The organism is Pseudomonas sp. WS 5027, assembly GCF_012985695.1.
GTDB classification, from domain to species: domain Bacteria; phylum Pseudomonadota; class Gammaproteobacteria; order Pseudomonadales; family Pseudomonadaceae; genus Aquipseudomonas; species Aquipseudomonas hygromyciniae.
The window spans coordinates 149177-175366 of sequence record NZ_JAAQWU010000002.1 but is presented as its reverse complement, the minus strand read 5'-3'; the positions used below and the strand labels follow the sequence as shown (position 1 = coordinate 175366).

Sequence of the window (26190 nt, the reverse complement as noted above, 5' to 3'; positions counted from 1 at the left end):
TAGCGGTCAAAGTTAAAAAAGTTTTGACTAGCACAGCATATCGCTTTAAACCTTTCATAAATGCGACATAGATTTGCGACAGTTCGTCGCCAAATTTGTGGGCGTCTGTGTCGGTGTGTACAATGACCTCCCTTTTGCCCCCGCTAAGCCGGCGTACGTTCGGCGTGGAAGGTAACCGGTTGAATTGAAAAGAAATTTGCCTCGAAATAAGAGGCAGCCTGGTGAGAAAGTGTCTATGAAAGCAGGTCTGTACCAACCCGATGAATTCAAGGATAACTGTGGTTTCGGCCTGATAGCCCATATGCAGGGCGAACCCAGTCATACCCTTCTGCAAACGGCCATCGAGGCCCTGACCTGCATGACCCACCGCGGTGGGATCAACGCCGACGGCAAGACCGGTGACGGTTGTGGCTTGCTGATTCAAAAGCCCGACCTGTTCCTGCGCGCCGTCGCCAAGCAAACCTTCGGCGCCGATCTGCCCAAGCAATACGCCGTGGGCATGGTGTTTTTCAATCAGGACCCGGTCAAAGCCGAGGCCGCTCGCGAGAACATGAACCGCGAGATCCTCGCCGCCGGCCTGCAACTGGTCGGCTGGCGCAAAGTGCCAATCGACACCAGCGTGCTCGGCCGCCTGGCCCACGAGCGCCTGCCGCAGATCGAACAAGTGTTTATCGCAGGCGACGGCCTGAGCGACCAGGACATGGCGATCAAGCTGTTCACCTCCCGTCGTCGCTCGTCCGTGGCCAACGCCCTGGACACCGACCACTACATCTGCAGCTTTTCCCACAAGACCATCATTTACAAAGGCCTGATGATGCCGGCGGACCTGACCGCCTTCTATCCAGACCTGAGCGATGAGCGCCTGCAAACCGCGATCTGCGTATTCCACCAGCGCTTCTCCACCAACACCCTGCCGAAATGGCCGCTGGCCCAGCCATTCCGCTTCCTCGCCCACAACGGCGAGATCAACACCATCACCGGCAACCGCAACTGGGCCGTAGCCCGTCGCACCAAGTTCGCCAACGACTTGATGGACCTCGAAGAGCTCGGCCCATTGGTCAACCGTGTGGGTTCCGACTCCTCGAGCATGGACAACATGCTGGAGCTGATGGTCACCGGCGGCATCGACCTGTTCCGTGGCGTGCGCATGATCATTCCGCCAGCGTGGCAGAACGTCGAGACCATGGACCCCGATCTGCGGGCGTTCTATGAGTACAACTCGATGCACATGGAACCGTGGGACGGCCCGGCCGGCGTGGTCATGACCGATGGCCGCTACGCGGTGTGCCTGCTCGACCGCAACGGGCTGCGCCCGGCGCGTTGGGTGACCACCACCAACGGCTTCATCACCCTGGCGTCGGAAGTCGGCGTGTGGAACTACCAGCCTGAAGACGTGATTGCCAAAGGTCGCGTCGGCCCTGGCCAGATCCTGGCCGTGGACACCGAAACCGGGCAGATCCTCGACACCGATGCCATCGACAACCGCTTGAAGTCGCGTCACCCGTACAAGCAATGGCTGCGCAAGAACGCCCTGCGCATCCAGGCGACCATGGAAGACAACGACCACGGTTCGGCTTTCTATGACGTCGACCAGCTCAAGCAGTACATGAAGATGTACCAGGTCACGTTCGAAGAGCGCGACCAAGTACTGCGCCCGCTCGGCGAGCAAGGCTACGAGGCCGTCGGTTCCATGGGCGACGATACGCCCATGGCCGTGCTGTCCCAGCGCGTGCGCACGCCGTACGACTATTTCCGCCAGCAGTTCGCCCAGGTGACCAACCCACCGATCGACCCGCTGCGTGAAGCCATCGTGATGTCGTTGGAAGTGTGCCTCGGTGCCGAGCGCAATATCTTCCAGGAATCGCCAGAGCACGCCTCACGCGTGATCCTCAGCTCGCCGGTCATTTCCCCGGCCAAGTGGCGCTCGTTGATGACTCTGGAGCGTCCAGGTTTCGACCGCCAGATCATCGACCTGAACTACGACGAGAGCCTCGGCCTGGAAGCCGCTGTACGCAACGTCGCCGATCAGGCTGAAGAAGCCGTACGTGCCGGTCGCACCCAGATCGTGCTGACCGACCGCCATATCGCCCCGGGCAAGCTGCCGATCCACGCATCCCTTGCCACCGGCGCGGTGCACCACCGCCTGACCGAGAAAGGCCTGCGCTGCGACTCCAACATCCTCGTCGAAACCGCCACCGCCCGCGACCCGCATCACTTTGCGGTGTTGATCGGCTTTGGCGCCTCGGCGGTGTATCCGTTCCTGGCTTACGAAGTACTGGGCGACCTGATTCGTACCGGCGAAGTGCTGGGCGATCTGTACGAAGTATTCAAGAACTACCGCAAAGGCATCACCAAGGGCCTGCTGAAGATCCTGTCGAAGATGGGCATCTCCACCGTCACGTCCTATCGCGGTGCGCAACTGTTCGAAGCTATCGGCTTGTCCGAAGAAGTCTGCGAACTGAGCTTCCGTGGTGTGCCGAGTCGCATCAAGGGCGCACGTTTCGTCGACATCGAAGCCGAGCAGAAAGCCCTGGCGGCCGAAGCCTGGAGCGCACGCAAGCCGATCCAGCAAGGCGGCCTGCTCAAGTTCGTGCACGGTGGCGAATACCACGCGTACAACCCGGATGTGGTCAACACCCTGCAAGCCGCCGTGCAGCAGGGCGACTACGCCAAGTTCAAGGAATACACCGCGCTGGTGGATAACCGCCCGGTCTCGATGATCCGCGACCTGTTCAAGGTGAAAACCCTGGATACGCCGATGGACATCGCCGAAGTCGAACCGCTGGAATCGATCCTCAAGCGCTTCGACTCCGCGGGTATTTCCCTGGGCGCCTTGTCACCCGAGGCCCACGAAGCCCTGGCCGAAGCGATGAACCGCCTGGGTGCGCGTTCCAACTCCGGCGAAGGCGGCGAAGACCCGGCGCGTTACGGCACCATCAAGAGCTCGAAAATCAAGCAAGTTGCCACTGGTCGTTTCGGGGTGACCCCGGAATACCTGGTCAACGCCGAAGTGCTGCAGATCAAGGTGGCCCAGGGCGCCAAGCCCGGTGAAGGCGGGCAACTGCCGGGCGGCAAGGTCAACGGCCTGATCGCCAAGCTGCGTTACGCAGTGCCAGGCGTGACCCTGATTTCGCCACCGCCGCACCACGACATCTACTCGATTGAAGATTTGTCGCAGCTGATTTTCGACCTCAAGCAAGTCAACCCGCAGGCTCTGGTCTCGGTGAAACTGGTAGCAGAGGCCGGCGTGGGCACCATCGCCGCTGGCGTGGCCAAGGCCTATGCCGACCTGATCACCATCTCTGGCTACGACGGCGGTACCGGCGCATCGCCGCTGACCTCCATCAAGTACGCCGGCGCACCCTGGGAGCTGGGCCTGGCCGAGACTCACCAGACCCTGCGTGGCAACGACCTGCGCGGCAAAGTGCGGGTGCAGACCGACGGCGGCCTGAAAACCGGCCTCGACGTGATCAAGGCCGCGATCCTCGGCGCCGAAAGCTTTGGCTTCGGTACCGCGCCAATGATCGCCCTGGGCTGCAAATACCTGCGCATCTGTCACCTGAACAACTGCGCTACCGGCGTGGCGACGCAGAACGAGAAGCTGCGCAAGGATCACTACATCGGCACCGTCGACATGGTGGTGAATTTCTTCACCTACGTCGCCGAAGAAACCCGCGAGTGGTTGGCCAAGCTCGGCGTGCGCTCCCTGGAAGAGTTGATCGGGCGTACCGATCTGCTGGACATCCTCCAGGGCCAGACCGCCAAGCAGCAGCACCTGGACCTGACGCCACTGTTGGGCAGCGATCACATCCCGGCAGACAAGCCACAGTTCTGCCAGGTAGACCGCAACCCGCCGTTCGACAAAGGCTTGCTGGCCGAGAAAATGGTCGACATGGCCGGTTCCTCGATCAATGACGCCAGCGGTGGCGAGTTCGCCTTGGATATCTGCAACTGCGACCGTTCCATCGGCGCACGGATCTCCGGCGAAATCGCGCGCAAGCACGGCAACCAGGGCATGGCCAAGGCGCCGATCACCTTCCGCTTCAAGGGCACGGCCGGTCAGAGCTTTGGCGTGTGGAACGCCGGCGGCCTGCACATGTACCTCGAAGGCGACGCCAACGACTACGTGGGCAAGGGCATGACCGGCGGCAAGCTGGTGATCGTTCCGCCAGCGGGTAGCATCTACAAGACTCAGGACAGTGCCATCATCGGCAACACCTGCTTGTACGGCGCCACCGGTGGCAAGCTGTTCGCCGCCGGTACTGCCGGTGAGCGTTTCGCCGTGCGTAACTCCGGTGCCCACACCGTGGTCGAAGGCACTGGCGATCACTGCTGCGAGTACATGACCGGGGGCTTTGTCGCGGTACTGGGCAAGACCGGTTACAACTTCGGTTCGGGCATGACTGGCGGTTTCGCCTACGTGCTGGACCAGGACAACACCTTCGTCGACAAGGTCAACCACGAGTTGGTCGAGATCCAGCGGATCAGCGGCGAAGCCATGGAGTCCTACCGGAACCACTTGCAGCACGTGCTGGACGAGTACGTCGAGGAGACCGGCAGCGAATGGGGTCGTAACCTCGCCGAAAACCTCGATGATTACCTGCGTCGTTTCTGGCTGGTCAAGCCCAAGGCTGCCAACCTGAAGTCGTTGCTTTCCAGCATCCGTGCCAACCCGCAGTGATATGCGCCTGAACAGTTTGATGAGGTTTTAACATGGCTGAACGTCTGAATAACGACTTCCAGTTCATCGATGTCGGGCGCAAAGATCCGAAGAAGAAACTGTTGCGTCAACGCAAGAAAGAGTTCGTGGAAATCTACGAACCCTTCAAACCCCAGCACTCGGCCGACCAGGCCCACCGCTGCCTGGGGTGCGGTAACCCGTATTGCGAATGGAAGTGCCCGGTGCACAACTTCATTCCCAACTGGCTCAAGCTGGTGGCCGAGGGCAACATCCTCGCCGCCGCCGAGCTGTCGCACCAGACCAACACCTTGCCGGAAGTGTGCGGCAGGGTTTGCCCTCAGGATCGTCTGTGCGAGGGTGCTTGCACCCTCAATGACGGTTTTGGCGCGGTGACCATCGGTTCGGTGGAGAAGTACATCACCGACACCGCGTTCGCCATGGGCTGGCGCCCGGACATGTCCAAGGTCAAGCCGACCGGCAAGCGCGTCGCAATCATTGGCGCAGGCCCTGCTGGCCTGGGTTGTGCCGACGTGCTGGTGCGTGGCGGCGTGACCCCGGTGGTGTTCGACAAGAACCCGGAAATCGGTGGCCTGCTGACCTTCGGCATCCCCGAGTTCAAGCTGGAAAAGACCGTGTTGAGCAATCGGCGCGAAGTCTTCACCGGCATGGGTATCGAGTTCCGCCTGAACACCGAAATCGGCAAAGACATCACCATGGAACAACTGCTCGAAGAATACGATGCCGTATTCATGGGCATGGGCACCTACACCTACATGAAGGGCGGCTTTGCCGGCGAGGACCTGCCGGGCGTGTATGACGCGCTCGACTTCCTGATCGCCAACGTCAACCGCAACCTGGGCTTTGAAAAGTCGCCGGAAGACTTCGTCGACATGAAAGGCAAGAAGGTCGTGGTGCTCGGCGGTGGCGACACCGCGATGGACTGCAACCGCACGTCGATCCGCCAGGGCGCCAAGTCGGTGACCTGTGCTTATCGTCGTGACGAAGCCAACATGCCCGGCTCGCGCAAAGAGGTGAAGAACGCCAAGGAAGAAGGCGTGAAATTCCTCTACAACCGCCAGCCGATCGCCATTGTGGGTGAAGATCGCGTCGAAGGCGTGAAGGTGGTCGAGACCCGTCTCGGCGAGCCCGACGCCCGTGGCCGTCGCAGCCCTGAGCCGATCCCCGGCTCTGAAGAGATCATCCCGGCCGACGCCGTGGTCATCGCTTTCGGCTTTCGCCCAAGCCCTGCGCCGTGGTTCGAGCAGTTCCAGATCCAGACCGACAGCCAGGGCCGCGTCGTCGCCCCGGAACAAGGCCAGTACAAGCACCAGACCAGCAACCCGAAAATCTTCGCCGGTGGCGATATGGTGCGCGGCTCTGACCTGGTAGTCACCGCGATCTTCGAAGGCCGCAACGCCGCCGAAGGCATCCTGGACTACTTGCAGGTCTAACTCTGATCCCCCGCTGCAAGGGGATCAAAAATGTGGGAGCGGGCTTGCTCGCGAATGCGGTGTATCAGTCACTAAATATGTCGACTGAGCCATCGCATTCGCGAGCAAGCCCGCTCCCACATTTGTTTTGCGGCGCTCTCATATCCGCGACAAATTGACCCGATAGACAAAAGGCTGACCTGCAACCGTGCCTTTTGCGTCCGGCTCTGAGAAAATGCCCGCACTTTTTTTGCGGATGCCGACATGACTGCCCTCAAGAACGACCGTTTCCTTCGTGCCCTGCTCAAGCAACCTGTAGACGTCACCCCCGTGTGGATGATGCGTCAAGCCGGTCGCTACCTGCCGGAGTACCGCGCCAGCCGCGCCAATGCGGGCGATTTCATGAGCCTGTGCATGAATCCGGAGTTCGCCTGCGAAGTCACGATGCAGCCGCTGGACCGCTATCCACAACTGGATGCGGCCATCCTCTTCTCCGATATCCTGACCATCCCCGACGCCATGGGCCAAGGCCTGTACTTTGAAACCGGCGAAGGCCCGCGTTTCAAGAAAGTGGTCAGCACCCTGGCCGATATCGAAGCCCTGCCGATCCCTGATCCCCACAAAGACCTCGGTTATGTGATGGACGCCGTCAGCACCATCCGCCGCGAGCTCAATGGCCGCGTACCGTTGATCGGCTTCTCCGGCAGCCCGTGGACCCTGGCCACCTACATGGTCGAAGGCGGTTCGTCGAAAGACTTCCGCAAGACCAAAGCCATGCTCTACGACAACCCACAAGCCATGCACCTGCTGCTGGACAAGCTGGCGCAGTCGGTCATTTCCTACCTCAACGGCCAGATCATGGCCGGTGCGCAAGCGGTGCAGATCTTCGACACCTGGGGTGGCAACCTGTCGGCGGCGGCTTACCAGGAATTCTCCCTGGCCTACATGCGCAAAATCGTCAGCGGCCTGATCCGCGAACACGAAGGCCGCAAAGTGCCGGTGATCATGTTTACCAAGGGCGGCGGCCTGTGGCTGGAAAGCATTGCCGACGCCGGTGCCGACGCGTTGGGCCTGGACTGGACTTGCGACCTGGGCGAAGCCCGTCGCCGTGTGGGCAACCAAGTGGCCCTGCAAGGCAACATGGACCCGACCGTGCTCTACGCCAAGCCAGAAGCGATCCGTACCGAAGTAGGTCGCATCCTCGCCAGCTACGGCAAGGGCAGCGGCCACGTGTTCAACCTTGGTCATGGCATCACCCCGGAAGTGAACCCGGAGCATGCGGGCGCGTTCCTGCGGGCGGTGCATGAGTTGTCGGCGCAGTATCACGAATAACACGCAAAACATATGTGGGAGCGGGCTTGCTCGCGAATACGGAGTGTCAGTTGATACATTCATGACTGATACAGCGCTTTCGCGAGCAAGCCCGCTCCCACATTTGAAGCAACACCGTATCAGGTCTTTACGTTCCCCAGCGGCGGTAACTTCGCCAGCTTCAGCGCCACCAGCAGTGCAACGATCAGCAGCGCAACGATAAACCCGCCAATCCCGTTCCAGCCGGCGTAATGCCAGAAAAACCCACCCGCCGTCCCGGCAATGCTCGACCCCGCGTAATAGCTGAACAAGTACAGCGACGAAGCCTGGCCCTTGGCTTTCAGGGCGCGGCGGCCAATCCAGCTGCTGGCTACCGAGTGGGCGCCGAAGAAGCCGAAGGTGAAGATCAGCATGCCGATGATGATCAGTGGCAGCGGGCCGAACAGGGTCAGGGTGATGCCGGCGAGCATCAGCACGATGGTGGCCCACAGTACGCGGCGGCGGCCCAGGCGGTCGGCCAGCGAGCCGATCTTCGCCGAACTGTAGATGCCCGACAGGTACACCACCGACAGCAAGCCCACCACCGCCTGGCTCAGGTCATAGGGATCGGCCAGCAACCGGTAGCCGATGTAGTTGAACAGCGTGACGAAGGCACCCATCAGCACGAAGGCTTCAAGGAACAGCCACGGCAGGCCGGCATCCTTGAAGTGCATGACGAAACCGTTGAGCAGGTTGCGCGGCTTGAGGCTACTGGCGCGGAAGTTGCGCGAGGGCGGCAGGATTTTCCAGAACACCGTCGCCGCAATCAGCGCCAGCGCGCCGATGATCAGCATTGCCGTGTGCCAGCTGACAAAGTCGATCAACACGCCAGTGATCAGGCGCCCGCTCATGCCACCAATCGCATTGCCGCCGATATACAGGCCCATGGCCAGGCCGATGTGCTGCGGATGGATCTCTTCGCTGAGGTAGGTCATGGCCACGGCCGCCAAGCCACTGAGGGACAGGCCGAGCAGCGCGCGCATCCACAGGATGCCTTCCCAGGTCGGCATCAGGCCGCTGGCGATGGTGCATACCGCCGCGCAGAACAGTGAGGTGACCATCACCGGCTTGCGCCCCAGGCGGTCGGAGATCGGTCCGGTGATCAACAGGCCAAAAGCGAGCATCGCCGTGGAGACTGAGAGGATCAGGCTGCTTTGCGCGGCATTGATGGAAAACTCGTGGGACAACGCCGGCATCATCGGCTGCACGCAATACAGCAGGGCAAAGGTGGCAAACCCGCCGGAAAACAGTGCCAGCACCGTGCGCATGAACATCGGCGTATCTTTTTCGATGTACACATCGTTGAGTTGCGCCACCACCTCGTCGAGGGCGGTGGGTGGCAGTTCCTGGGAGAGTGGAGCAACAGCAGATTTCACGCGGGACCTCGGTGGCAAAGGCTGCCAGGGCTGGCAATGAAAAAAGAATATAGCTGGCTAATGATTCTTTCCAATATATTGTTCGACCTGTTTGATAGCTTTTACGACCTAATGAGGTTTTCATGGAATTGCGCCACTTGCGCTACTTCATCGCCGTAGCTGAAGAGCTGCATTTCGGCCGGGCTGCCCAGGTATTGGGCATCTCCCAGCCGCCGTTGAGCCAGCAGATACAGGCCCTGGAACAGGAGGTCGGCGCCCGGCTGTTCGAGCGTACCAATCGTCGGGTCGAGCTGAGCGAGGCAGGGCGTTTGTTCCTCACGGAAGCCCGATTGGTACTGGCTCAGGTCGACAAGGCCGCAGACGTGGCGCGCCGTGCGCAGTTGGGGGAATTGGGCGAATTGAAGATTGGCTTCACCTCGTCGGCGCCGTTCAACTCCAGCATCCCAAAGGCGATTTTTGCTTTTCGCCAGGCCTTCCCGGCGGTGCACCTGAACCTACAGGAAATGAGCAGCACCGAAGTGGCGGGCGCGCTGGTGGACGAGTCGATCCAGGTCGGCTTGATGCGTCCGTTGCCCCTGCCAGACTCGTTGAGTGTCGTGGAGTTGATGCGCGAGCCCCTGGTGGCGGTGCTGAGTGCCGGCCATCCGTTGGCCCAAGGCAGCGAACGGGGTCTGCACCTGACGCAGTTGGCTGACGAGCCTTTTGTATTTTTCCCACGGGCCTACGGCAGTGGTTTATATGCGCAACTGATCAACCTGGCCCGCGATGCTGGCTTCAGTCCGTACTTCGCCCAGGAGGCCGGCGAGGCCATGACCATCATCGGTCTGGTGGCGGCGGGGTTGGGGGTGTCGGTGTTGCCGGCGTCGTACCAGCGCATCCGCATTGACGGCGTGGTCTACCGCACCTTGCTCGACCCTGAGGCAGTGACGGCGGTGTGGCTTGTGCAGCGTAAGGACCAGCAGTCGCCCATGGCCAAGGCGTTTGTCGAGCTGTTGACGCGCAAGGCGTTGGTGTAGCGGCGGTCACATATCAGGTAACGGAACCGGTTTAGCGATTTGCCTTGGCGTTGCGCAAAATCGTTTCTTTTTCACTGAGTGACATGGATGACACTTCTCTATCAACCCAAAGACAGGAGGCGTTTTGCCACGGATTGTCCTATCCGGCTTTTCAGGCATACTGCCCCGGTTCCCGAAAGGGGCTTGTGAGACTCTGAGGATCCTGGAAATCCAGCTATCGCAGAGCCGGGCAGGACAAGGGCGATGACAAGCCAGCCTGCTTGTGAAGAGGGCGCCGAAAGGCGCCCTTTGTCGTTTCTGGTGTTAGGTGGATGCTGGCTTGCCAGGCGCCACTCAGTTCTGCTTCGACGTCCCCGTCTCCTTGAACAACTGCTCCGCCGTGCCCGCTTGCGCGGCGCCGCTTGTGCGCAGCCCGGCCATGATGTCGCGGTCGAGCATGCTGATCCAGCGGTTGTAGTTGCGATGAATCTTGCCGTTCTTGTAGCCCAGTTCCTGGCTGTCACGGTAGGTGATGGCGTAGCTGGTGCCGGTATAGCGGATGTCGATTTCGGCGTAGTAGCGGTTGCGCACGTTGATCTGGGCCTGGATCAGGCGTGGGGCGGCGCGCTGGACGGTCCAGTTGCGCTTGTCCAGGGCGGTGAGGATGCTCTGTTTCATTTTCTCTTCGCTGACTTGCTCGTTGGCGGCGAGCGCGTGCTGGGTGTTGAGCACCGGTTTGCTGGTACAGCCGGCAGCGGTCAGCAGGGTCAGGGCGATGAGGGTGGCGCGTAGCAACGAAGACATTCCGTTCTCTCCAATCAAATAAAAGGCTTACTGCCAGCGGCGAAAGATCAGCGACGTGTTGACGCCGCCAAAGGCAAAGTTGTTGTTCATCACGTAGTCGTTGTGCATCTGGCGGAACTCGCCGCGCAGGTAATCCAGTTCGCCGCAGCGCGGGTCGACTTGATCGAGGTTGAAGGTCGGCACGTATTGGTCACGGTTCATCATCTCGATGCTGAACCACGACTCCAGAGCCCCGCAGGCACCCAGGGTATGGCCCAGGAAACTCTTCTGCGAACTGATGGGCATGCGGCTGCCGAACAGGCTGCTGGTGGCCAGGGTTTCGGCGATGTCGCCTTGTTCGGTGGCGGTGCCGTGGCCGTTGACGTAGCCGATGGCATCCGGCGTCAGGCCGGCATCTTCCAGGGCAAGTTCCATGGCGCGGCGCATGGTGACCTGCTCGGGACGGGTGGTGTGCTGGCCGTCGGCATTGCTGCCAAAACCGACGATCTCGGCATGGATATGCGCGCCACGGGCCAGGGCATGTTCCAGCTCCTCAAGCACCAGCATGCCGCCGCCCTCGCCGATCACCAGGCCGTCGCGACCGCTGTCGTAGGGCCGTGGGCTGGTCTGTGGGGCGTCGTTTTTCAGGCTGGTGGCGTAGAGCGCATCAAACACCATGGCTTCGGTGGGGCACAGCTCTTCGGCGCCACCGGCGAGCATCAGTGGCAGGCGGCCGAACTTGATCGCTTCATAGGCATAGCCAATGCCCTGGCTGCCGCTGGTGCAGGCGCTGGACGTGGGGATCAGGCGCCCGGTGAGGCCAAAGAAAATGCTGATATTGGCCGCGGTGGTGTGCGGCATCATGCGCACATAGGAGTTGGCGTTCAGGCCCTCGGCCACCGAGTTAAGCAGCATATTGCCAAAGGCCTTGATCTCATCGGTGCTGCCGGTGGATGAGCCGCAAGCCACGCCCATGCGCCCATCCTTGATCGACGCATCGCCCAGCAGGCCGGCGTCCCGTAGCGCCTGCTCTGCTGCCCACACGGCCAGGCGCGAGACCCGGCCCATGCTGCGCAGTTGTTTGCGGGTCCAGTGGGCCGGCACCACGAAGTCGTCAATCGGCCCGGCCAGGCGGGTGTTCAGTTCACTGAAGCGGTCCCACTCGTCCATGCGCCGGATACCGCTGCGCTGGGCACGGAAGTTGGCGACGATGGTTTCCCAGTCGCAGCCCAAGGAGGTCATGCCGGCCATGCCGGTGACTACCACACGTTTCATCAGCACAGGCCCCCGTTCACGGCCAGGACCTGGCGGGTGATGTAGCCGGCTTCGGCCGACATCAGGAAGTTCACCGCGCTGGCGACCTCTTCGGGGGTGCCCATGCGTTGTGCGGGGATCATCTTCATCAACTCTTCCACCGGCACATTCTCATCGAGCATGGCCGTGTCGATCAGGCCGGGAGCCACGCAGTTGACGGTGATCTTGCGCTTGCCCAGCTCAATGGCCAGGGCCTTGGCCGCGCCGATCAAGCCGGCCTTGGACGCGCTGTAGTTGACCTGGCCGCGATTGCCGATCAGCCCCGAGACCGAAGTAATGCACACAATGCGCCCGGCCGCGCGACGGCGGATCATCGGCATCATCACCGGGTGCAGCACGTTGTAGAACCCATCGAGATTGGTGCGCATCACCACGTCCCAGTCGTCTTCGGACAACGCCGGGAACGCGCCATCGCGGGTCAGCCCGGCATTGAGCACCACACCGTAATAGGCGCCGTGGGCTTCAACGTCGGCTTCGAGGATCTGCTTGCAGGTGGCACGGTCAGCCACATCGAATTGCAACACCCGCGCCTTGCGGCCCAGGGCCTGGACTTCGACCTGTACGGCATCCGCCTCGGCGCGACCACTGCGACAATGCAGCACGATGTCATGGCCGGCCTGGGCCAGGCGCAGGGCGATAGCGCGGCCGATACCCCGGCTGGAGCCGGTGACCAGTACGGATTCAGTCATGACGCGTGTCCTTCGATTCAGCTAAATAGTTGGCCGCCTGGGGCGGTCGAAATACGTTCAGGCGCGCGCTGGCCTGGATCCCGTCGCCGGTCAGGTGGCATTCGAACACACCCATGCCGTTGTCGTCTTCCAGGGAGCGCAGGCCGTGGATGGTCAGCTCGGTGCCGACGGGAAAGTGCTCGACGTTGCATTCGAACTTACGGGTGCCCAGCAGGAACCCCAATTCCACCGCGTCGCCGTTCTGGCGTGCGCGACAGCCAGCATAGGCGGCGACGCTTTGCGCCATCAACTCGACGCCGACCCAGGCCGGCAGGCTGCCGTCGGGGCGGTTGAACAGGCCACCGGGCTTGACGGTGAGGCGGGTGCGGATCTGCTCTTGATCGAACGACAGCACCTGGTCGATCAGGATCATGTCCCCGGCGTGGGGCAGCAGTTCGGCGAGCGGCCAATGGGTCATGGGGCGTCTCCGATAATCAGGCTGACGTTATTGCCGCCGAAGGCAAACGAGTTGCTCATCAGGCAGCGTTTTTCCAGGGTGTCGCCGACCTTGGCCCAGCGCAGGGCGGGCAGCGCCGGGTCGGCCTGGCCATCCCAGATATGTGGCGCCAGCGCGCCCTCGACCAGGCTCAGCCAGCAGAACGCTGCTTCCAGCGCCCCGGCGGCACCCAGGGTATGGCCGGTCATCGGCTTGGTCGAGGAGCACGCCACGCCAGCGGGAAACAGCGTCGCCACGGCCAGGCTTTCCATGGCGTCGTTATGCTGGGTCGCGGTGCCGTGCAGGTTCAGGTAGCCGATCTGCTCCGGTGCCAACTTCGCATTGGCCAGGGCCTTGCTCATCGCCTGCAATGCACCCTTGCCCGTGGGTTCCGGCGCGGAAATATGGTGCGCATCGCAGCTCGCGCCGCTGCCCAGCAGGGCGATGGGGGCCGGGGTTTTGCTCATCAGAAACAGCACCGCCGCCTCGCCGATGTTGATGCCATTGCGGTTCACCGAAAACGGGTTGCTACGCTCGGAGGACACTGCCTCCAGCGAGGTAAAGCCATTGAGGGTCAGCTTGCACAGGCTATCGACCCCGCCACACAGCACTGCATCGCACAGGCCCAGGTCCAGCAGGCGGCGCGCGCTCATCATCGCGCGGGCGCTGGAGGTGCAGGCCGTGGAAATCACATAGGCCGGGCCGCTCAGTTGCAGCCAGTCGGCGAGGAAGTTGGCCGGGGCGCCGAGTTCTTGTTGCCGGTAGTCGTAATCTTCGGGGAACTGCCCTTGCTGCAGGTAATGGGCAATGCCGCGACTGGCTTCATCGATGCCCGAGGTGCTGGTGCCCAGTACGATGCCGATGCGCGAGGGGCCAAAGGTCTGGATCGCCTGCTGGATCGGGCCTTCGATCTGCAAGGCGGCCTCCAGCAGCAACTGGTTATTGCGGCTGTTCTGTTGGGCCAGGTGCGGCGGCAGCGGCGCCAGTTCGCCGGGCACGCTGCCCACCGGCAGCACCCGCTCGGGTACCCAGCCGCTCTCGGCGCGCATGCCCGAACAATCCCCTGCAAACAGGTTGCGCCGCACTTGCTGCTGGCCACGGCCCAGGGCGCAGATGATCCCGAGGGCATTGAGGTAGGCGGTCATGGGCTGCTCTCAAGCGCGGTGACGCGATAGTTCAGGTGCTGGGCGGGCATGTTCACGGTAAAGATCAAGGGCGCTCGATAGAGCACTTGCCAGTGCGGCTTGAGTACCCGCACGCCATCGTCTTCACGGGCTTGGGGGTAGTTGCCTGGCAGCTCGGCGGCGGGCGTCAAAGCAAACAGCAAGGCGGCAAACAATTCACGGGCCTGGGGATTGGGCGGCAATAATCCATCTGCTTGCCAACTGCCGGCCACCAGCTTTTGCCGGGCCTGGGGGATGCCCAGTGGGTCCATCAGCGACCAGCGCAGCGCTTCGCCCTCGCGCTGGATCACCAGCAACCAGTCCTGGCGCTGGCCGTCCTGTTCGCGCTCGATATGCAATTGCAGGGGCAAGGCCAGGCTTGGCGTATGCACCGGCAGCGGCGGCTGGCTGGCGCAGGCGCTCAGCAGCAACAGGCAGCCGATCAACAACGCACGGATCATGCTTGCGGGCCTGCGAATGGCTTGCGCGCAACCACATTCACCAGGGTTTCTTCACGCTCGCCAAACGGTTTGGGCTGGCGCAGGCCCCAACGCTCCAGCAGGCCGAAGTCAGTCGAACGGCTCCACCACAGGTACGGGTACGAGACATTCTGCGGGCCGAACTCGAAACCCTGGTCGCGGATCATCTCCAGGTACTCAGCGGCGCTTTTCTGCACATGCATCGGGTGGCGGAACAGCCAGCGAATCACCCAGGTATCGATATAGGCTTCGGTGGACTCGGCAAACAGCAGGTAACCGCCGGGCTTGAGCACCCGATAAAACTCGGTCAGCGCCCGTTGCTGCTCCACCAGGTGGTGGAAGGTCTGGTGGCAGAACAGGATGTCGACACTTTCATCGGCTACGTTGAGGGTGGCGCAATCGCTGCCGATCAGTTCGATCTCAATGCCCTGGCGTGCGGCTTCGGCACGGCTCAAGTCGAGGCTGTGCGGGTCGGCGTCCAGGCCGATCAGGCGCTTGGGGGCGAACACCTGCTGCAAATAGTGGAACGACTTACCCTGGCCACAACCGGCATCCAGCAGCACCGGCGCCTGCGGCAACGGCGCGCTGAACAGGCTGCGCAGGTCGTTGATGGCCACGCGCAGCACGTGATGCTGCCAGGTATGGCTGCGCAGGAACCAGAAGCCGAATCTGGTTTCTTCGACGTAGTTTTTGCTCAAGTACTCTTTTGACACAGATGGGTTGCTCATAGGTTTTCCCCCGCGCAGATTTCCGAAAGCATCCGCAAGCGGCGCTTGGGTTCGCTGACAAACGGGTTGCGCTCGTCCCAGGCATAACCGGCGAGGATCGAGCTGATCATGCGGCGGATCTCCGGGGAGCTGCCCGGGTGGTAGATCACATCCTGGAACGTGCCGGCGTACCAGCCTTCGACGTAGCAACGGAAGGTGTCGACCCCGCGCTTGAGCGGCTCGGCAAACTCGGTCTGCCAGTCCACGCTTTCGCCCTTGAGCTGGCGGTGCAAGAGGCCGGCGGCCATGCTGGCCGAGCGCATGGCAATGGTCACGCCCGAGGAGAACACCGGGTCGAGGAACTCCGCCGCGTTGCCCAGCAGCGCAAAGCCCGGGCCGTGCAAGGTGGTGACGTTTGCCGAGTAGCCGCCGATGGTCCGCGCCGGGGTATCCCAGACTGCGTTCGCCAGCACGTTGGACAGGCTCGGGGTTTGCTCGATAAAGCCGCGCAGGCAGGCATCCAGATCCCCATCACAACCGTCGAAATGCTCCTTGGCCGCGACCACGCCCACCGAGCAGCGCCCGTTGCTGAACGGGATGGTCCAGAACCAGATATCACGTTGGGTGGGGTGGGTGGTGATGAGGATCTTGCTGCGGTCGAAGCCTGGGTGTTCGATACGGTCTTCGACGTGGGTAAACACCGCCTGGCGCAAGGGGAAGTTCGACGGTGCTTCAAGGTTCAGCAGGCGGGGCAGCACGCGGCCGTAACCGCTGGCGTCGAGCACGAAGCCGGCCTTGATGTGGTATTCGCGGCCGTTCTCGCGGCGCACATGCAGGTAGCGGTGGCCAGCAGCAAAATCCACCCCGACCAGGGTCTGGCCGTAACGGATCTCCACGCCTTGCAGCGCCGCCTGATCGGCCAGCAACTTGTCGAAATCGGCACGTTGGACCTGAAAGGTGGTGGGCTTGCCTTCGCTGAACGTGTCACCGAAATCAAAGGCACTGTAGCGCTCGCCCCAGGCAAACGCGGCACCGGTTTTCAGTTGGAAACCGGCGGCGTTGACCGCCTCGAGCATGCCGGCTTCTTCGATAAAGTCGATGCAGTGGGACAGCAGGCTCTCGCCGATGGAAAAACGCGGGAAGTGCTCGCGCTCGATGATCAACACATCGTGCCCGTTACGCTTGAGCAACGCGGCCGCAATGGCACCGGACGGACCGGCACCGATCACCACGACCTGGCGACGTTCCATTTCAACTGTGGGCACTGTGGCTCCTTGCCGGGTTGGCGATCATCACATTCAACTCAAAAAAATTAGTGGGCGTCATTGCGCATGTTCCTGGCGGCCGGCCCATGGCGCCAGCATAAAGCTGAAAGCCAGGCCCAGGCTGACCGACAGGCCGAAATTACTTACCGCAGGTGTGCTGGAGACTGCCAGCAGGCCGAAGGACAACCAGGTGGTGACGGCGGCCAGCAATGTCCCCAGCAGACTGACCGCGGCACCGCCGATCTGTTCGCGCATGAGGATCGCATAATCGACGCTGATCGCTGTGACCAGCAGCAGGCCAAACAGGCTGAACAGGGTCAACGGTTGCCCCAGCCAGCCGAGGCTGGCCAGGCTGCACAGGGCGGCCAGCAGCGGCAGGGCGACAATGCGCAGCGCGCCGCCCAGGCCAAAGGGCAGGACCAGCAGCAAGACGATCAGTACACAGGACAATAATTTCAATTCGGCGGCGCTGACCTGGGTCGCGGCAAATACCTGGTTCAAGTCGCCGAGGCGGTCTACCAGTTGCACGCCCGGCAAATCCTGGGCCTGGACCCGTAGCAGCGCCGGGTTGTTCAGGCCTTGCAGGCTGACCATCGCCGCCACGCCGCCATCGACATTGCCCAGCCACAACAGGCGCCAGGGCTCGGCCAATGGTCCGCTCAGGGCCGCGTCGATATCTTCGGTGGGCAGCGCCTGCAGTTGCGCAAGCTCGGCTTGCAGGGCGCTGGCGGGGATGCCGAGGTCCAGCAGCGGTTGCCACAGCGCCGGCAATTGCTTGAGGGCTTCGCGCACTTGCTGCTGTTCGCTGGGCGTGCTGACCAGTTGATTGAGCGCCAGGTAGCCCTGGAGCTTGTCCATATGCACCAGTTGATCCAGACGCTGGCTCAGCGCTGCCTGGCGCTCCAGCAATTGCTGTTGATTGTCCGCCCGCACCAGGAAGAACTGGCTGGTGGGCTGGTAGCCGGTGATGCGCGCAATGGCCTGGGCTTCTTGCAGCAACTGCGGCGGCGCGCCGATCCACTGGCGAATATCGTTCTTGCTGTTCAACTGCCACAGGCCACCGGCGCAGAACAGCAGGGCCAGCACTAGCAACGCCTGGCTTGGCAGGCGTTTGAGCAGCGACTCGCGCACCCCCAGCAGGAATTCGGCGACCCGCAGCGGCCATTGTGCCGGGCGCAGGTCCATGCCGCTGAGCAGCGCCGGCAACAGGCACACTGCCGACAGGTAGGCGCCCACCAGGCCGGCGGCGGAGAACACGGCGATCTGGGTCAGCGCCGGGAACGGCGTCCAGGCCAGGGCCAGGTAGCCGATGCAACTGGTGGCCAGGCTCAGGCTCAGGCCCGGCAGGGTCAGGCGCAAGGCCGGCCAACTGCGCCAGGGTTGCAGGCTCCAACTCTTGGACAGGTAGTGCAGCGGGTAGTCGACCGCGACGCCGATCAGGCTCGCGCCCAGCACCAGGGTCATTACATGCATATGGCCAAACAGCGCCACGCAGGCGACTGCGCCAAACAGCATGCCCACCAGCACCGGGACAAAGGCCAGCAACACGCGCCAACGGCGGAACGCCAGCAGTAACAGCAACAGAATCCCCACCGTTGCGCCACCGCCGACCCAGGTCATCTCGCGGCTGGCCTGTTGTTGACCGTTGGCCGCGTACAGCAGGCCGCTGGCGGCGAGCAGCTGCACGCCTTGCTCGCTGGCCTGCTCGCGGCTGGCTTGCAGGAGGTCGGCGATTTGCAGCGGCAGTTTCATATCAAAGGCATTGCCCTGGGTGCGCGCGCGCAGCAGCACCCAGCTTTGGCCGTCGGCATCGGCGATCAGCGCGCCGCTGCCGATATCCAGTTGCACCGCGCCGTGTTGCGGCTGGCTGTTCTGGATACGCCCGGTCAGGCCCAGCCAATCGTCCTGGCTCGGCACCAGGCTGAAGCCAGTAAAGGGGTCGAACAGTGCCTGCACCCGCTGCGTGATAAACGCCGCAGGCTCGCCCATCAACTGTTCGCGGTCCTTGGCCGAGAGCATCGCCAGGCGTCCTTGCAGCAGTTGTTGGCGCAGGGCTGGCAGGTCGGCCTGCAAGGTCCAGGTGACCTTTTCAAACAGGCCGCTGGCTTGCCAACGCTCACCCAGCTGTTGGGCCATGGCCAGTGCTTGCTGGCGCTCGGTATGCCCGACCAGCACCAGCATTTCGCGGTTCAGCGGTTCCTGCATGCGCTGCTCGGCCGCCAGCTCCAACGCGTTCGGGGTGTTGCCCGGTACCAGTTCCATCAGGTTGGCCGACAGCGGCGCGCCATGGCGCCATTGCCAGCCGGCCAGGGCCAGCACGGCCACCAGCAGGATCAGGAACAGGCGCGGCAACCAACGCTCACTGGGCAAAGTCGTGTTGCTCCGCGTCGCTCAAGGGTTGCGTGCTGGTGCTGTCCTGCATGCGCAACAGGGTGCTGTCGCCCTGGGTTTCCAGCAGCTCGATGGTGTGCACCAACTCGCCGCCGTCGATATTGATCTGGGTGAACACTTGCTTGAGCAGCAGCGAGCGTGGGATCAGCGTGAGTTTCCAGGCCTTGGCCTCGCCTTGCAGTTGCAACTCGAAGTCGCGCTGCAAGCCACTGCTGTCGCCTTGCAACACGGCAAGGAACAAGCGGTTCTGCTCGGCACCGGCGCTTTTGTTCGGCAGGGGCTGCCAGCCGTTGGCATCGCGACGGGCAATGCCCTGGGCGTTGATGCGGTAGTCCTGTTGCAGCGGGGTTTTGAGCAGCCAGAGCAGGCCGTGGTCCCGGGCCAATACGAAGGTGCCTTTGCTGGTCAACGGCTGGGGCAGGGCACGCAGGTGTTTCTCCTGGATAAAGTTGCCATGGATCACCGAGGGCTTGGCCAACTGATCGCTCAGTTGTTGCAAGTCGAAGGCATAAGCCCCAAAGCTCAAAAACAACCCAACCCCTGTAGGAGCGAGCTTGCTCGCGAAAAACCGGAGGACGCCGCGCAGTGTCAGGCGCCCCGCGTTATCGTTGACGACCATCGCGGGCAAGCCCGCTCCTACAGGGCCGTCCTTTCGACACTCCTTTGTAGGAGCGAGCTTGCTCGCGAAAAACCCGAGGGCGCGGCGTAGTGTCAGGCGCCCCGCGTTATCGTTGACGACCATCGCGGGCAAGCCCGCTCCCACAGGGGTCAGCATTTCAGGGCCCTTTCGACGGCGGTGGTGAACACGGTTGGCGAGGCCAGTTGCATTTCGCGGCTGGCGATTTCGACAGCCACTTGCACGGTGCTGGCGCGGGTCAGGCGTTCGCCGCTGGCAAGGTCGGTGATCAGGTAGTTGACCTTCAAGCGGTTCTCCCACTCCACCAGGCTGGCGCGCACATTGATGGTTTGGCCAAAGGTGGCGCCACGCACGTAGCGCAGTTGCATGTCGATCACCGGCCACGCATAGCCGGATTCGAGCATCGCCGTGTAGTTGTGGCCGAGCTTGTCCAGCAACGCGCAACGGGCGACTTCCAGGTATTTCACGTAATGGCCGTGCCAGACCACGTTCATCGTGTCGATGTCGAAGAACGGCACGAGGATCTGCGTGTCGCTGTGCAATACGCCGGGGCTACGCATGCAGCCTCCAGTGTTGTGCGGCGATACGTTGCAGGCACAGGCGCAGTTCGCCTTCCAGGGCGCGGTCTTCAATCACCGGCGGGAAGTCCTTGGCCAGCTCGATGTGCATGGACGCCAGGGCCGGCGGCAATGGCCGTGCATCTTCAACCTGGGCGCGCAGCCACACGCCCTGGTTGGCGGCGAGCAAGGTGGCGGCGGCCACCTGTTCGGTCAGCTCCAGCACGCGGATCGCATCGCGGGCGGCGATGGTGCCCATGCTCACCTTGTCCTGGTTGTGGCATTCGGTGGAGCGCGAGAACACGCTGGCCGGCATAGTGTTTTTCAACGCTTCGGCAGTCCAGGCGCTGGTGCCGATCTGCACAGCCTTGAAGCCGTGGTTGATCATCGCGCGATCCGCCGGGGCGCCTGACAGGTTGCTAGGCAGGCCGTGGTTGTAGCGCTCGTCCACCAGCAGCGCCAGTTGTCGGTCGAGCAGGTCGGCGACGTTGGCCACCAGGTTTTTCAGGCTGTCCATGGCAAAGGCGATATGCCCGCCGTAGAAATGCCCGCCGTGCAGCACGCGCTCGGCCTCGGCATCGATGATCGGGTTGTCGTTGGCGCTGTTGAGTTCGATCTCGATAAACGAACGCAGCCAGTTCAGGCTGTCGGCCAGCACGCCGAGGACGTGGGGCGCGCAGCGCAGCGAGTAGCGGTCCTGCAAACGGTGCAGCGGTGCGGTCGGGGCGTCGATGGCCAGGTCCTTGCGCAGCCAGGCCGCAACCTGCATCTGCCCGGGGTGCGGCTTGGCGGCGAACAGGCGCTCGTCAAAGTGCTCCGGGTTGCCTTGCAACGCCACCACGTTCAACGCGGTGATGCGCGTGGCCAGTTGCAGCAGGTAGTCGGCGCGGGCGAAGGCCAGACAGGCGAGGCCGGTCATCACGGCGGTGCCGTTCATCAGTGCCAGGGCTTCCTTGGGGCGCAGTACCAGCGGGGTCCAGCCCAGTTCGCGATGCACATCGCCAGCCTGGCGGCGCTCGCCTCGGAACAGCACTTCGCGTTCGCCGGACAAGGTCGCAGCTACGTAGGACAGCGGCGTCAGGTCGCCGCTGGCGCCCACCGAGCCCTCTTCGGGGATCAGCGGCAAGATGTCGTGTTCAAGGAACGCATGCAGGCGCTCCAGCAGTTCAATCCGCACCCCGGATACGCCATGGCACAGCGACTGCAAGCGCGCCGCGAGCACCGCACGGGTGGCCTGGGCGTCGAGCAACTTACCCAGGCCGCAGCCGTGGAAGGTGTACAGGTGACGCGGCAAAGCCTCGACATGCTGCAACGGTACCGCCACCACGCACGAGTCGCCGTAGCCGGTGGTCACGCCGTAGATCACGCCTTCCTTGTCCAGCAGCGAATCGAGAAACTGCGCGCCCTTGGCGATGCGCTGGCGGTACCCGGCATCGTCTTGCAGGCGGGTGGGCGCCTGACGGTTGGCCAGGGCCAGCACGTCTTCGATGCGCAAAGGGAGTTCGCCGAAGGTTACCGGCTCAAGCAGATGCGTCGTCATCGGTCTTCCAGAATGGGTAAAAGTTGAACCATTGTTGGGGCGCTTGCAGGCAGAACTGGCCCAGGCGCTCGGCATAGCGAGCGGCCCAGTGGGCGAGCACTTGCTGGCGGTCGCTGCGTTTCCATTCGATCAATTGGGCGAAGGGCTCGATGATCAATCGATAGCGCCCCTGGTGCTTGAGGCACATCAGCAGGTTGACCGGGCATTTGAGCAGGCCGGCCAGCAGCCATGGGCCCTGGGGGAATGCCGCGTCATGGCCGAGGAAATCCACGCGCACCGTGCGCCCGCCATGCAGCGGGATACGGTCGCCGGCAATCGCCAGCCATTCACCGTCGTCCAGGCGCTGGCTGAGCAGCAGCATCACCGCCGGGTCCAGTTCGCTGACCTGGATCAGCCGCAGGTTACTCGCCCCGGCTTCGCCCAGCAGACGGTTGAACTGTTCGGCATGCTTGGTATGCACCAGCACGTTCATGGTGACTTTCTCGCCCAGTTCCGCCAGGGCGCGACACACTTCCAGGTTGCCCAGGTGGGCGCCCACCAGCATCTGCCCGCGCTCGCCGCGCAGTTGCCCGCGCAGTTGGGCTGGGTCGATGATTTCGATCTGTTCCAGGCGCAGCTTGCCGTTCCACACATCGAGTTTGTCCAGCAAGGCGTCGGCGAAGGCCATGAACTGGCCGAAGACCTTGGTGTGGCTGGGGCGCAGGTCGTCGCGCCCGCTCCAGTCGGCCAGGCGCTGCTGGTATTGCCAGATGCTCTGGCGCGCAGTGCGGCCAAACAGGAAAAAGTACAGGACGATGCCATACAGCAACGGGCTCAGCAGCCGGCGCCCGAGGACTTTGGCGGCGAACGCGGTGAGCTTCATCAGCCAGAAACTGCCGCGCTCCTGGCGGTCGGCCCAATGCCGGGGGCTGTCGCTCATGCCTGCCACCGTCGCCACAGAATCAACGGCGCACGCATCAACATGCCGAAGAACAGCCGGGTGTGCATCGACGAAATCAGCAGGTTGTCGTGGAACAGCCGAAAGTGCGAGAGGCCATCGGCCGGGTAATGCACCTTGGTCGGCAGCCAGCGCATCGGCTGGTTGCGCCACGACAGGCGCACGAGGATGTCGGAGTCGAAATCCATGCGCTTGCCGATCCGCGCCGAGTCCATCAGCGCCAGCACCGGTGACAGGGGGTAGATGCGAAAGCCGCACATTGAGTCGCGGATTTGCAGGGACAGGCTGTTGATCCATACCCAGAAGTGGGTCAGGTAACGGGCGTAGAGGCGGCCCTTGGGCACGCTGTCGTCGTATTCGGGGTAGCCGCAGATCACCGCGTCCGGGTGGGTGCGCGAGGCGTCGAGAAACAGCGCGACTTCGCGCAGGTCGTGCTGGCCGTCGGCGTCTACTTGCAGGGCGTGGGTAAAGCCCAGGCGTGCGGCTTCGCGAAAACCGTTCTGCACTGCCCCGCCCTTGCCCTGGTTGGTGGGCAGGGTCAGCAGCGACACGTTATCCAGGCTTGCCAGTTGTGCCAGCACCGCCGCGCAGGCCGGGCTGCTGCCATCGTCCACCAGCAGGCAGGGCAGGCCGTGGTCCAGCAGGCTGCGGACCACGGCGGGCACGGCGGCTTCGTGGTTGTAGACCGGGATCAGGGCGCAGGGGTTATGCATGACAGGCCTGCTCGCGGTGTAGGGAGGTGAATGGGGCTGTGGGTTTGGCTGTGGTTGTGGCGAGCGGGCTTGCCCCGCGCTGGGCTGCGAAGCAGCCCCAAAACCGGCCATGGGATTCTGTCTGGTACACCGCGCGGGTCCTGTTGGGGCTGCTTCGCAGCCCAGCGCGGGGCAAGCCCGCTCGCCACAACAAGCCCGCTCGCCACAGCAAACCTGCTAGCCACAGGAACAGGGTGTCACTCATGGGGTTGCTCCAGCAAAACCCGCCCACTGGAGCACGCCGCACTGTCGTTGCGATAGGCAAAGTACAACTTGCCGCGCTCACGATCGAAACGCAGGTGCAGTTCGATCACATCGCCAGGGCGTACCAGTTGCTGGAACTTGAGCACTTCCATGCCGGCAAAGGTCGGCGGCAGGTCGAGCAGTTGCTGGCCCAGGTTGAACGCCCATTCCACCTGCACCACCCCTGGCAACACCGGAGTGTGGGGGAAATGCCCGCTGAAGTAGGCCAGGTCCGGCGGGATGCTCAGTTGCAGGGTCCATTCGCCGTCAGTCTCGACTTGCGCCAGCACCTCAGGTGCCTTGGGGCGCGGCGCCAACAGCAGGGCTTCGATTTGCGCCTGGGGCAGTTTGCCCTGTGGGTTGAGCGGCAACTGGCGCAACAAGCGCCAGCGGCGGGGCAGGGCCAGGGCTTCGCAGTGTTGGCTCAGGTGTTGGCGCAGGGCCTGGGTGACGCTGCGCCGGCCTTGGTTACGCAAGGCGTGCAAGCCGTCGCCACTGAGTACCACCAGGGCGCCGAGGGATGCGCGGTTTTCCTGGACCACCCCCAGGCGCGCTTCCGCAACCCACGCGTGCTCGGCCAGGGCTTGTTCGAGCATGGGCAGGGAGATGCGTTTTTCTTCCAGCTTGACGATCCTATCCAGGCGTCCGAGCAGTTCGAAGCGGCCGTCGGCATGAATCTGCGCGGCGTCGGCAGTCTGCTCGACATGCCCTGCCGGCAGGTACGGCGAAGCGATGCGCAAGGCGCCCTCGGCATCCTGGCTCAGGCATACATCGGCAAACGGCTGCCAGGGCGTTTGGCCCTGGCGCCAGGCAATGCCGCCGGTTTCCGAGCTGCCGAGGATCTCGGTCGGCCACTGTCGCAGGCGTTGGTGCAGGCTGTCGGCGGCGTCGGCGGGCAGCGCGCCACCGGATGAAAACACCCGCTTGACCGTGCTCAAGGCCGGCCAGTCGAGGTTATCGCCCATGCGTTTGAGCAGGGCCGGGCTGGCCACCCAGGCAAAATGCGGGTGCTGGCGGCTGATGCGCTGCACGTCTTCGGGGAACGGCAGTTGCTGGCGCACAAAGCTGCGACCGGCGCACAGCGGCCACAGCACGCGGAACAGCAGGCCATAGATATGCTGGGTGGCGACGCTGCCGATGATGCACGCCTGGCCCAGGTCGGCGCCCCACAAGGCTTCCAGGGCCTGCACCTCGTTGGCCAGTTGGCGCAGGGTCTTGTCGATGCGCTTGGGCTCGCCGCTGGAGCCGGAGGTACACAGGCCCAATTGGCAGGCGTCCAGGTCCAGGGCGGCGGCGGCCAGTGGCGGTTGGTAGAGCGCGTCCAGGTCGCCCGCTTCGGTCAGCCAGGCGTCAACATCCGAGGCCCACCGTTGGCGGGTCTGGGGTTGCAGGTCGGCGGGCAGCAACACCCTGACCCCGGCCTGCCAGGCGCCCAGCAAGGCAATCGCCAGCTCGCCAGCGTCGTTCAGGTGCACCGCCAGGCGCTGGATGCCACGGGCTTGCAGACCGGCCGCCAGGCTCAGGGCTCGTTCGCACAGCTGTGCATGGTTCATCGCCGGTTCAGTGGTGACCGAACGCAGTTCCACAGGCTCAAGCAACAGATGCTCAAGATTGACCCAATTCATACGCGGCCTCGAACCCTTTGTCGTATCAGCCATTCCACGGCAAACAACAAACCCATCAGCCCATAGGCGATCAGGCCGTTGTACAACGTCCACCAGCTCAACGGTGCCCACAGGGTGAGCGCGGCGGCGAGCAGGCCGTTACACAAAAAAAATACACTCCAGACCACGGTGACCTGGCGCGTGTACGCAATGGCCTTTTCAGGCAGATGCGGATCGCTCAGGCGGGCCAGGCGCTCGACCATCGGCGGGCCGTATTTCAGGCTCAGGCCGAACAGCGCGAGCATGAAGATGCTGACCAGACTCGGGTACCAGCGCAGCAGTTGCGGGTTGTCGAACCAGGCCAGCAGCAGGCAAAACACCACCGCGACTAAGGCCATCCAGCCACTGCCGGGGCGCCGTGCGCCGGTCAGCGCGCGCAACAGCCACAGGCTGGCCAGCAGCAGGCCGAATTGCCAAGGCGCGAAATGCTCTGTGCCGTAATACACCGCAAAAGGGTACAGCAGCCCTACCAGCAACAGGCCAAGGCCGATCAGCCGGCTCATGCGGCCGGTTGGACCAGACGGTAGACCGCCTCGACCACGTCATTGACCGTACGCACGGCCTTGAACTCTTCGGCGGCGATTTTCTTGCCGGTCTGGCGCTTGATATGGTCGATCAGGTCCACCGCATCGATGCTGTCGATTTCCAGGTCCTGGTACAGGTTGGCGTCGAGGGTGACGCGCTCTGGCTCCAGTTCAAACAGTTCCACCAGGGCGTCGCGCAGGGTGTTGAAGATATCGTCACGAGTTTGCATGGTCGGGT

General features: G+C 63.1%; 22 protein-coding genes. 4 read left to right on the top strand and 18 right to left on the bottom strand.

The features are described from left to right. The first annotated feature begins 235 nt into the window (after nucleotides 1–235). The 3 genes from gltB (at nucleotide 236) to hemE (ending at nucleotide 7443) form a co-directional block, all read left to right on the top strand. The gene (gene gltB / locus HBO09_RS03710; RefSeq protein ID WP_169992069.1) at nucleotides 236–4681 is read left to right on the top strand and encodes a glutamate synthase large subunit; all 4446 of its coding nucleotides are present in this window, start codon (nucleotides 236–238) and stop codon (nucleotides 4679–4681) included. A gap of 32 nt (nucleotides 4682–4713) precedes the next feature. Continuing rightward, complete coding sequence (locus tag HBO09_RS03705) at nucleotides 4714–6132, top strand: FAD-dependent oxidoreductase (protein WP_034105894.1); 1419 nt, start codon at nucleotides 4714–4716, stop codon at nucleotides 6130–6132. 243 nt (nucleotides 6133–6375) lie between these two features. Continuing rightward, the gene (gene hemE, locus HBO09_RS03700) at nucleotides 6376–7443 is read left to right on the top strand and encodes a uroporphyrinogen decarboxylase (protein WP_029296084.1); all 1068 of its coding nucleotides are present in this window, start codon (nucleotides 6376–6378) and stop codon (nucleotides 7441–7443) included. A 119-nt stretch (nucleotides 7444–7562) separates the two neighbouring features. On the opposite strand, the gene HBO09_RS03695 is transcribed toward hemE, so the two are convergent. Then, nucleotides 7563–8837, bottom strand: a complete 1275-nt coding sequence (locus tag HBO09_RS03695) for an MFS transporter (RefSeq protein WP_169992071.1) — start codon at nucleotides 8835–8837, stop codon at nucleotides 7563–7565. Nucleotides 8838–8959: 122 nt separating this feature from the next. On the opposite strand from HBO09_RS03695, the gene HBO09_RS03690 reads away from it, so the two are divergent. After that, entirely contained in the window at nucleotides 8960–9853 is an 894-nt protein-coding gene (locus HBO09_RS03690) for a LysR family transcriptional regulator (protein WP_169992073.1), read from the top strand. A gap of 333 nt (nucleotides 9854–10186) precedes the next feature. Here the strand turns inward: HBO09_RS03690 and HBO09_RS03685 are convergent, their stop codons facing one another. The 17 genes from HBO09_RS03685 to HBO09_RS03605 form a co-directional block, all read right to left on the bottom strand. Beyond that, a complete protein-coding gene (locus HBO09_RS03685) occupies nucleotides 10187–10636 on the bottom strand; it encodes a hypothetical protein (protein ID WP_169992075.1) in 450 nt (149 codons plus the stop codon). A 27-nt stretch (nucleotides 10637–10663) separates the two neighbouring features. Beyond that, nucleotides 10664–11890: a beta-ketoacyl-ACP synthase gene (locus tag HBO09_RS03680; RefSeq protein WP_169992077.1), complete on the bottom strand. Its 1227-nt coding sequence runs from the start codon at nucleotides 11888–11890 to the stop codon at nucleotides 10664–10666. Beyond that, nucleotides 11890–12618, bottom strand: coding sequence for a 3-oxoacyl-ACP reductase FabG (fabG, locus tag HBO09_RS03675; RefSeq protein ID WP_076961735.1), 729 nt, complete (start codon nucleotides 12616–12618; stop codon nucleotides 11890–11892). Before fabG ends, HBO09_RS03680 begins: the two co-directional genes overlap by 1 nt. Next, nucleotides 12611–13075 carry a hotdog family protein gene (locus tag HBO09_RS03670; protein WP_169992079.1) on the bottom strand — a complete coding sequence of 155 codons (465 nt, stop codon included), beginning with the start codon at nucleotides 13073–13075 and terminating at the stop codon, nucleotides 12611–12613. The genes fabG and HBO09_RS03670 overlap by 8 nt, the downstream gene beginning before the upstream one ends. Continuing rightward, complete coding sequence (locus HBO09_RS03665; protein ID WP_169992080.1) at nucleotides 13072–14238, bottom strand: beta-ketoacyl-[acyl-carrier-protein] synthase family protein; 1167 nt, start codon at nucleotides 14236–14238, stop codon at nucleotides 13072–13074. Before HBO09_RS03665 ends, HBO09_RS03670 begins: the two co-directional genes overlap by 4 nt. Beyond that, complete coding sequence (locus HBO09_RS03660; RefSeq protein WP_169992081.1) at nucleotides 14235–14717, bottom strand: hypothetical protein; 483 nt, start codon at nucleotides 14715–14717, stop codon at nucleotides 14235–14237. Before HBO09_RS03660 ends, HBO09_RS03665 begins: the two co-directional genes overlap by 4 nt. Further along, nucleotides 14714–15463: a class I SAM-dependent methyltransferase gene (locus HBO09_RS03655; protein ID WP_178120188.1), complete on the bottom strand. Its 750-nt coding sequence runs from the start codon at nucleotides 15461–15463 to the stop codon at nucleotides 14714–14716. Before HBO09_RS03655 ends, HBO09_RS03660 begins: the two co-directional genes overlap by 4 nt. Further along, nucleotides 15460–16707, bottom strand: coding sequence for an NAD(P)/FAD-dependent oxidoreductase (locus tag HBO09_RS03650; RefSeq protein ID WP_346266401.1), 1248 nt, complete (start codon nucleotides 16705–16707; stop codon nucleotides 15460–15462). Before HBO09_RS03650 ends, HBO09_RS03655 begins: the two co-directional genes overlap by 4 nt. 57 nt (nucleotides 16708–16764) lie before the next feature. Then, nucleotides 16765–19077: an MMPL family transporter gene (locus HBO09_RS03645; RefSeq protein WP_169992083.1), complete on the bottom strand. Its 2313-nt coding sequence runs from the start codon at nucleotides 19075–19077 to the stop codon at nucleotides 16765–16767. Further along, complete coding sequence (locus HBO09_RS03640; protein WP_169992284.1) at nucleotides 19067–19717, bottom strand: outer membrane lipoprotein carrier protein LolA; 651 nt, start codon at nucleotides 19715–19717, stop codon at nucleotides 19067–19069. Before HBO09_RS03640 ends, HBO09_RS03645 begins: the two co-directional genes overlap by 11 nt. 149 nt (nucleotides 19718–19866) lie before the next feature. Further along, nucleotides 19867–20295 carry an acyl-CoA thioesterase gene (locus HBO09_RS03635; protein WP_169992085.1) on the bottom strand — a complete coding sequence of 143 codons (429 nt, stop codon included), beginning with the start codon at nucleotides 20293–20295 and terminating at the stop codon, nucleotides 19867–19869. Further along, nucleotides 20288–21832 (bottom strand): aromatic amino acid ammonia-lyase, encoded by a 1545-nt coding sequence (locus tag HBO09_RS03630; protein WP_169992087.1) that lies wholly within the window; start codon nucleotides 21830–21832, stop codon nucleotides 20288–20290. Before HBO09_RS03630 ends, HBO09_RS03635 begins: the two co-directional genes overlap by 8 nt. After that, on the bottom strand, nucleotides 21813–22751 hold the full coding sequence (locus HBO09_RS03625; RefSeq protein ID WP_169992090.1) for a glycosyl transferase: 939 nt from the start codon (nucleotides 22749–22751) through the stop codon (nucleotides 21813–21815). Before HBO09_RS03625 ends, HBO09_RS03630 begins: the two co-directional genes overlap by 20 nt. Next, nucleotides 22748–23482, bottom strand: coding sequence for a glycosyltransferase family 2 protein (locus HBO09_RS03620; protein WP_169992092.1), 735 nt, complete (start codon nucleotides 23480–23482; stop codon nucleotides 22748–22750). The genes HBO09_RS03625 and HBO09_RS03620 overlap by 4 nt, the downstream gene beginning before the upstream one ends. Nucleotides 23483–23718: 236 nt before the next feature. Then, nucleotides 23719–25389 carry an acyl-CoA synthetase family protein gene (locus HBO09_RS03615; protein WP_169992094.1) on the bottom strand — a complete coding sequence of 557 codons (1671 nt, stop codon included), beginning with the start codon at nucleotides 25387–25389 and terminating at the stop codon, nucleotides 23719–23721. Continuing rightward, nucleotides 25386–25931 (bottom strand): hypothetical protein, encoded by a 546-nt coding sequence (locus HBO09_RS03610; protein ID WP_169992096.1) that lies wholly within the window; start codon nucleotides 25929–25931, stop codon nucleotides 25386–25388. The genes HBO09_RS03615 and HBO09_RS03610 overlap by 4 nt, the downstream gene beginning before the upstream one ends. Continuing rightward, entirely contained in the window at nucleotides 25928–26182 is a 255-nt protein-coding gene (locus HBO09_RS03605; RefSeq protein ID WP_003209389.1) for an acyl carrier protein, read from the bottom strand. Before HBO09_RS03605 ends, HBO09_RS03610 begins: the two co-directional genes overlap by 4 nt. Nucleotides 26183–26190 lie beyond the last annotated feature (8 nt).

Bases quoted from the DNA above. Each gene is read 5' to 3' on its own strand.
- HBO09_RS03640 (WP_169992284.1), bottom strand. From the start codon at position 19,717: ATGGTCGTCAACGATAACGCGGGGCGCCTGACACTGCGCGGCGTCCTC.
- HBO09_RS03685 (WP_169992075.1), bottom strand. From the start codon at position 10,636: ATGTCTTCGTTGCTACGCGCCACCCTCATCGCCCTGACCCTGCTGACC.
- HBO09_RS03670 (WP_169992079.1), bottom strand. From the start codon at position 13,075: ATGACCCATTGGCCGCTCGCCGAACTGCTGCCCCACGCCGGGGACATG.
- fabG (WP_076961735.1), bottom strand. From the start codon at position 12,618: ATGACTGAATCCGTACTGGTCACCGGCTCCAGCCGGGGTATCGGCCGC.
- HBO09_RS03620 (WP_169992092.1), bottom strand. From the start codon at position 23,482: ATGCATAACCCCTGCGCCCTGATCCCGGTCTACAACCACGAAGCCGCC.
- HBO09_RS03680 (WP_169992077.1), bottom strand. From the start codon at position 11,890: ATGAAACGTGTGGTAGTCACCGGCATGGCCGGCATGACCTCCTTGGGC.
- gltB (WP_169992069.1), top strand. From the start codon at position 236: ATGAAAGCAGGTCTGTACCAACCCGATGAATTCAAGGATAACTGTGGT.
- HBO09_RS03605 (WP_003209389.1), bottom strand. From the start codon at position 26,182: ATGCAAACTCGTGACGATATCTTCAACACCCTGCGCGACGCCCTGGTG.
- HBO09_RS03630 (WP_169992087.1), bottom strand. From the start codon at position 21,832: ATGACGACGCATCTGCTTGAGCCGGTAACCTTCGGCGAACTCCCTTTG.
- HBO09_RS03660 (WP_169992081.1), bottom strand. From the start codon at position 14,717: ATGATCCGTGCGTTGTTGATCGGCTGCCTGTTGCTGCTGAGCGCCTGC.
- HBO09_RS03655 (WP_178120188.1), bottom strand. From the start codon at position 15,463: ATGAGCAACCCATCTGTGTCAAAAGAGTACTTGAGCAAAAACTACGTC.
- HBO09_RS03705 (WP_034105894.1), top strand. From the start codon at position 4,714: ATGGCTGAACGTCTGAATAACGACTTCCAGTTCATCGATGTCGGGCGC.
- hemE (WP_029296084.1), top strand. From the start codon at position 6,376: ATGACTGCCCTCAAGAACGACCGTTTCCTTCGTGCCCTGCTCAAGCAA.
- HBO09_RS03635 (WP_169992085.1), bottom strand. From the start codon at position 20,295: ATGCGTAGCCCCGGCGTATTGCACAGCGACACGCAGATCCTCGTGCCG.
- HBO09_RS03690 (WP_169992073.1), top strand. From the start codon at position 8,960: ATGGAATTGCGCCACTTGCGCTACTTCATCGCCGTAGCTGAAGAGCTG.
- HBO09_RS03615 (WP_169992094.1), bottom strand. From the start codon at position 25,389: ATGAATTGGGTCAATCTTGAGCATCTGTTGCTTGAGCCTGTGGAACTG.
- HBO09_RS03625 (WP_169992090.1), bottom strand. From the start codon at position 22,751: ATGAGCGACAGCCCCCGGCATTGGGCCGACCGCCAGGAGCGCGGCAGT.
- HBO09_RS03610 (WP_169992096.1), bottom strand. From the start codon at position 25,931: ATGAGCCGGCTGATCGGCCTTGGCCTGTTGCTGGTAGGGCTGCTGTAC.
- HBO09_RS03665 (WP_169992080.1), bottom strand. From the start codon at position 14,238: ATGACCGCCTACCTCAATGCCCTCGGGATCATCTGCGCCCTGGGCCGT.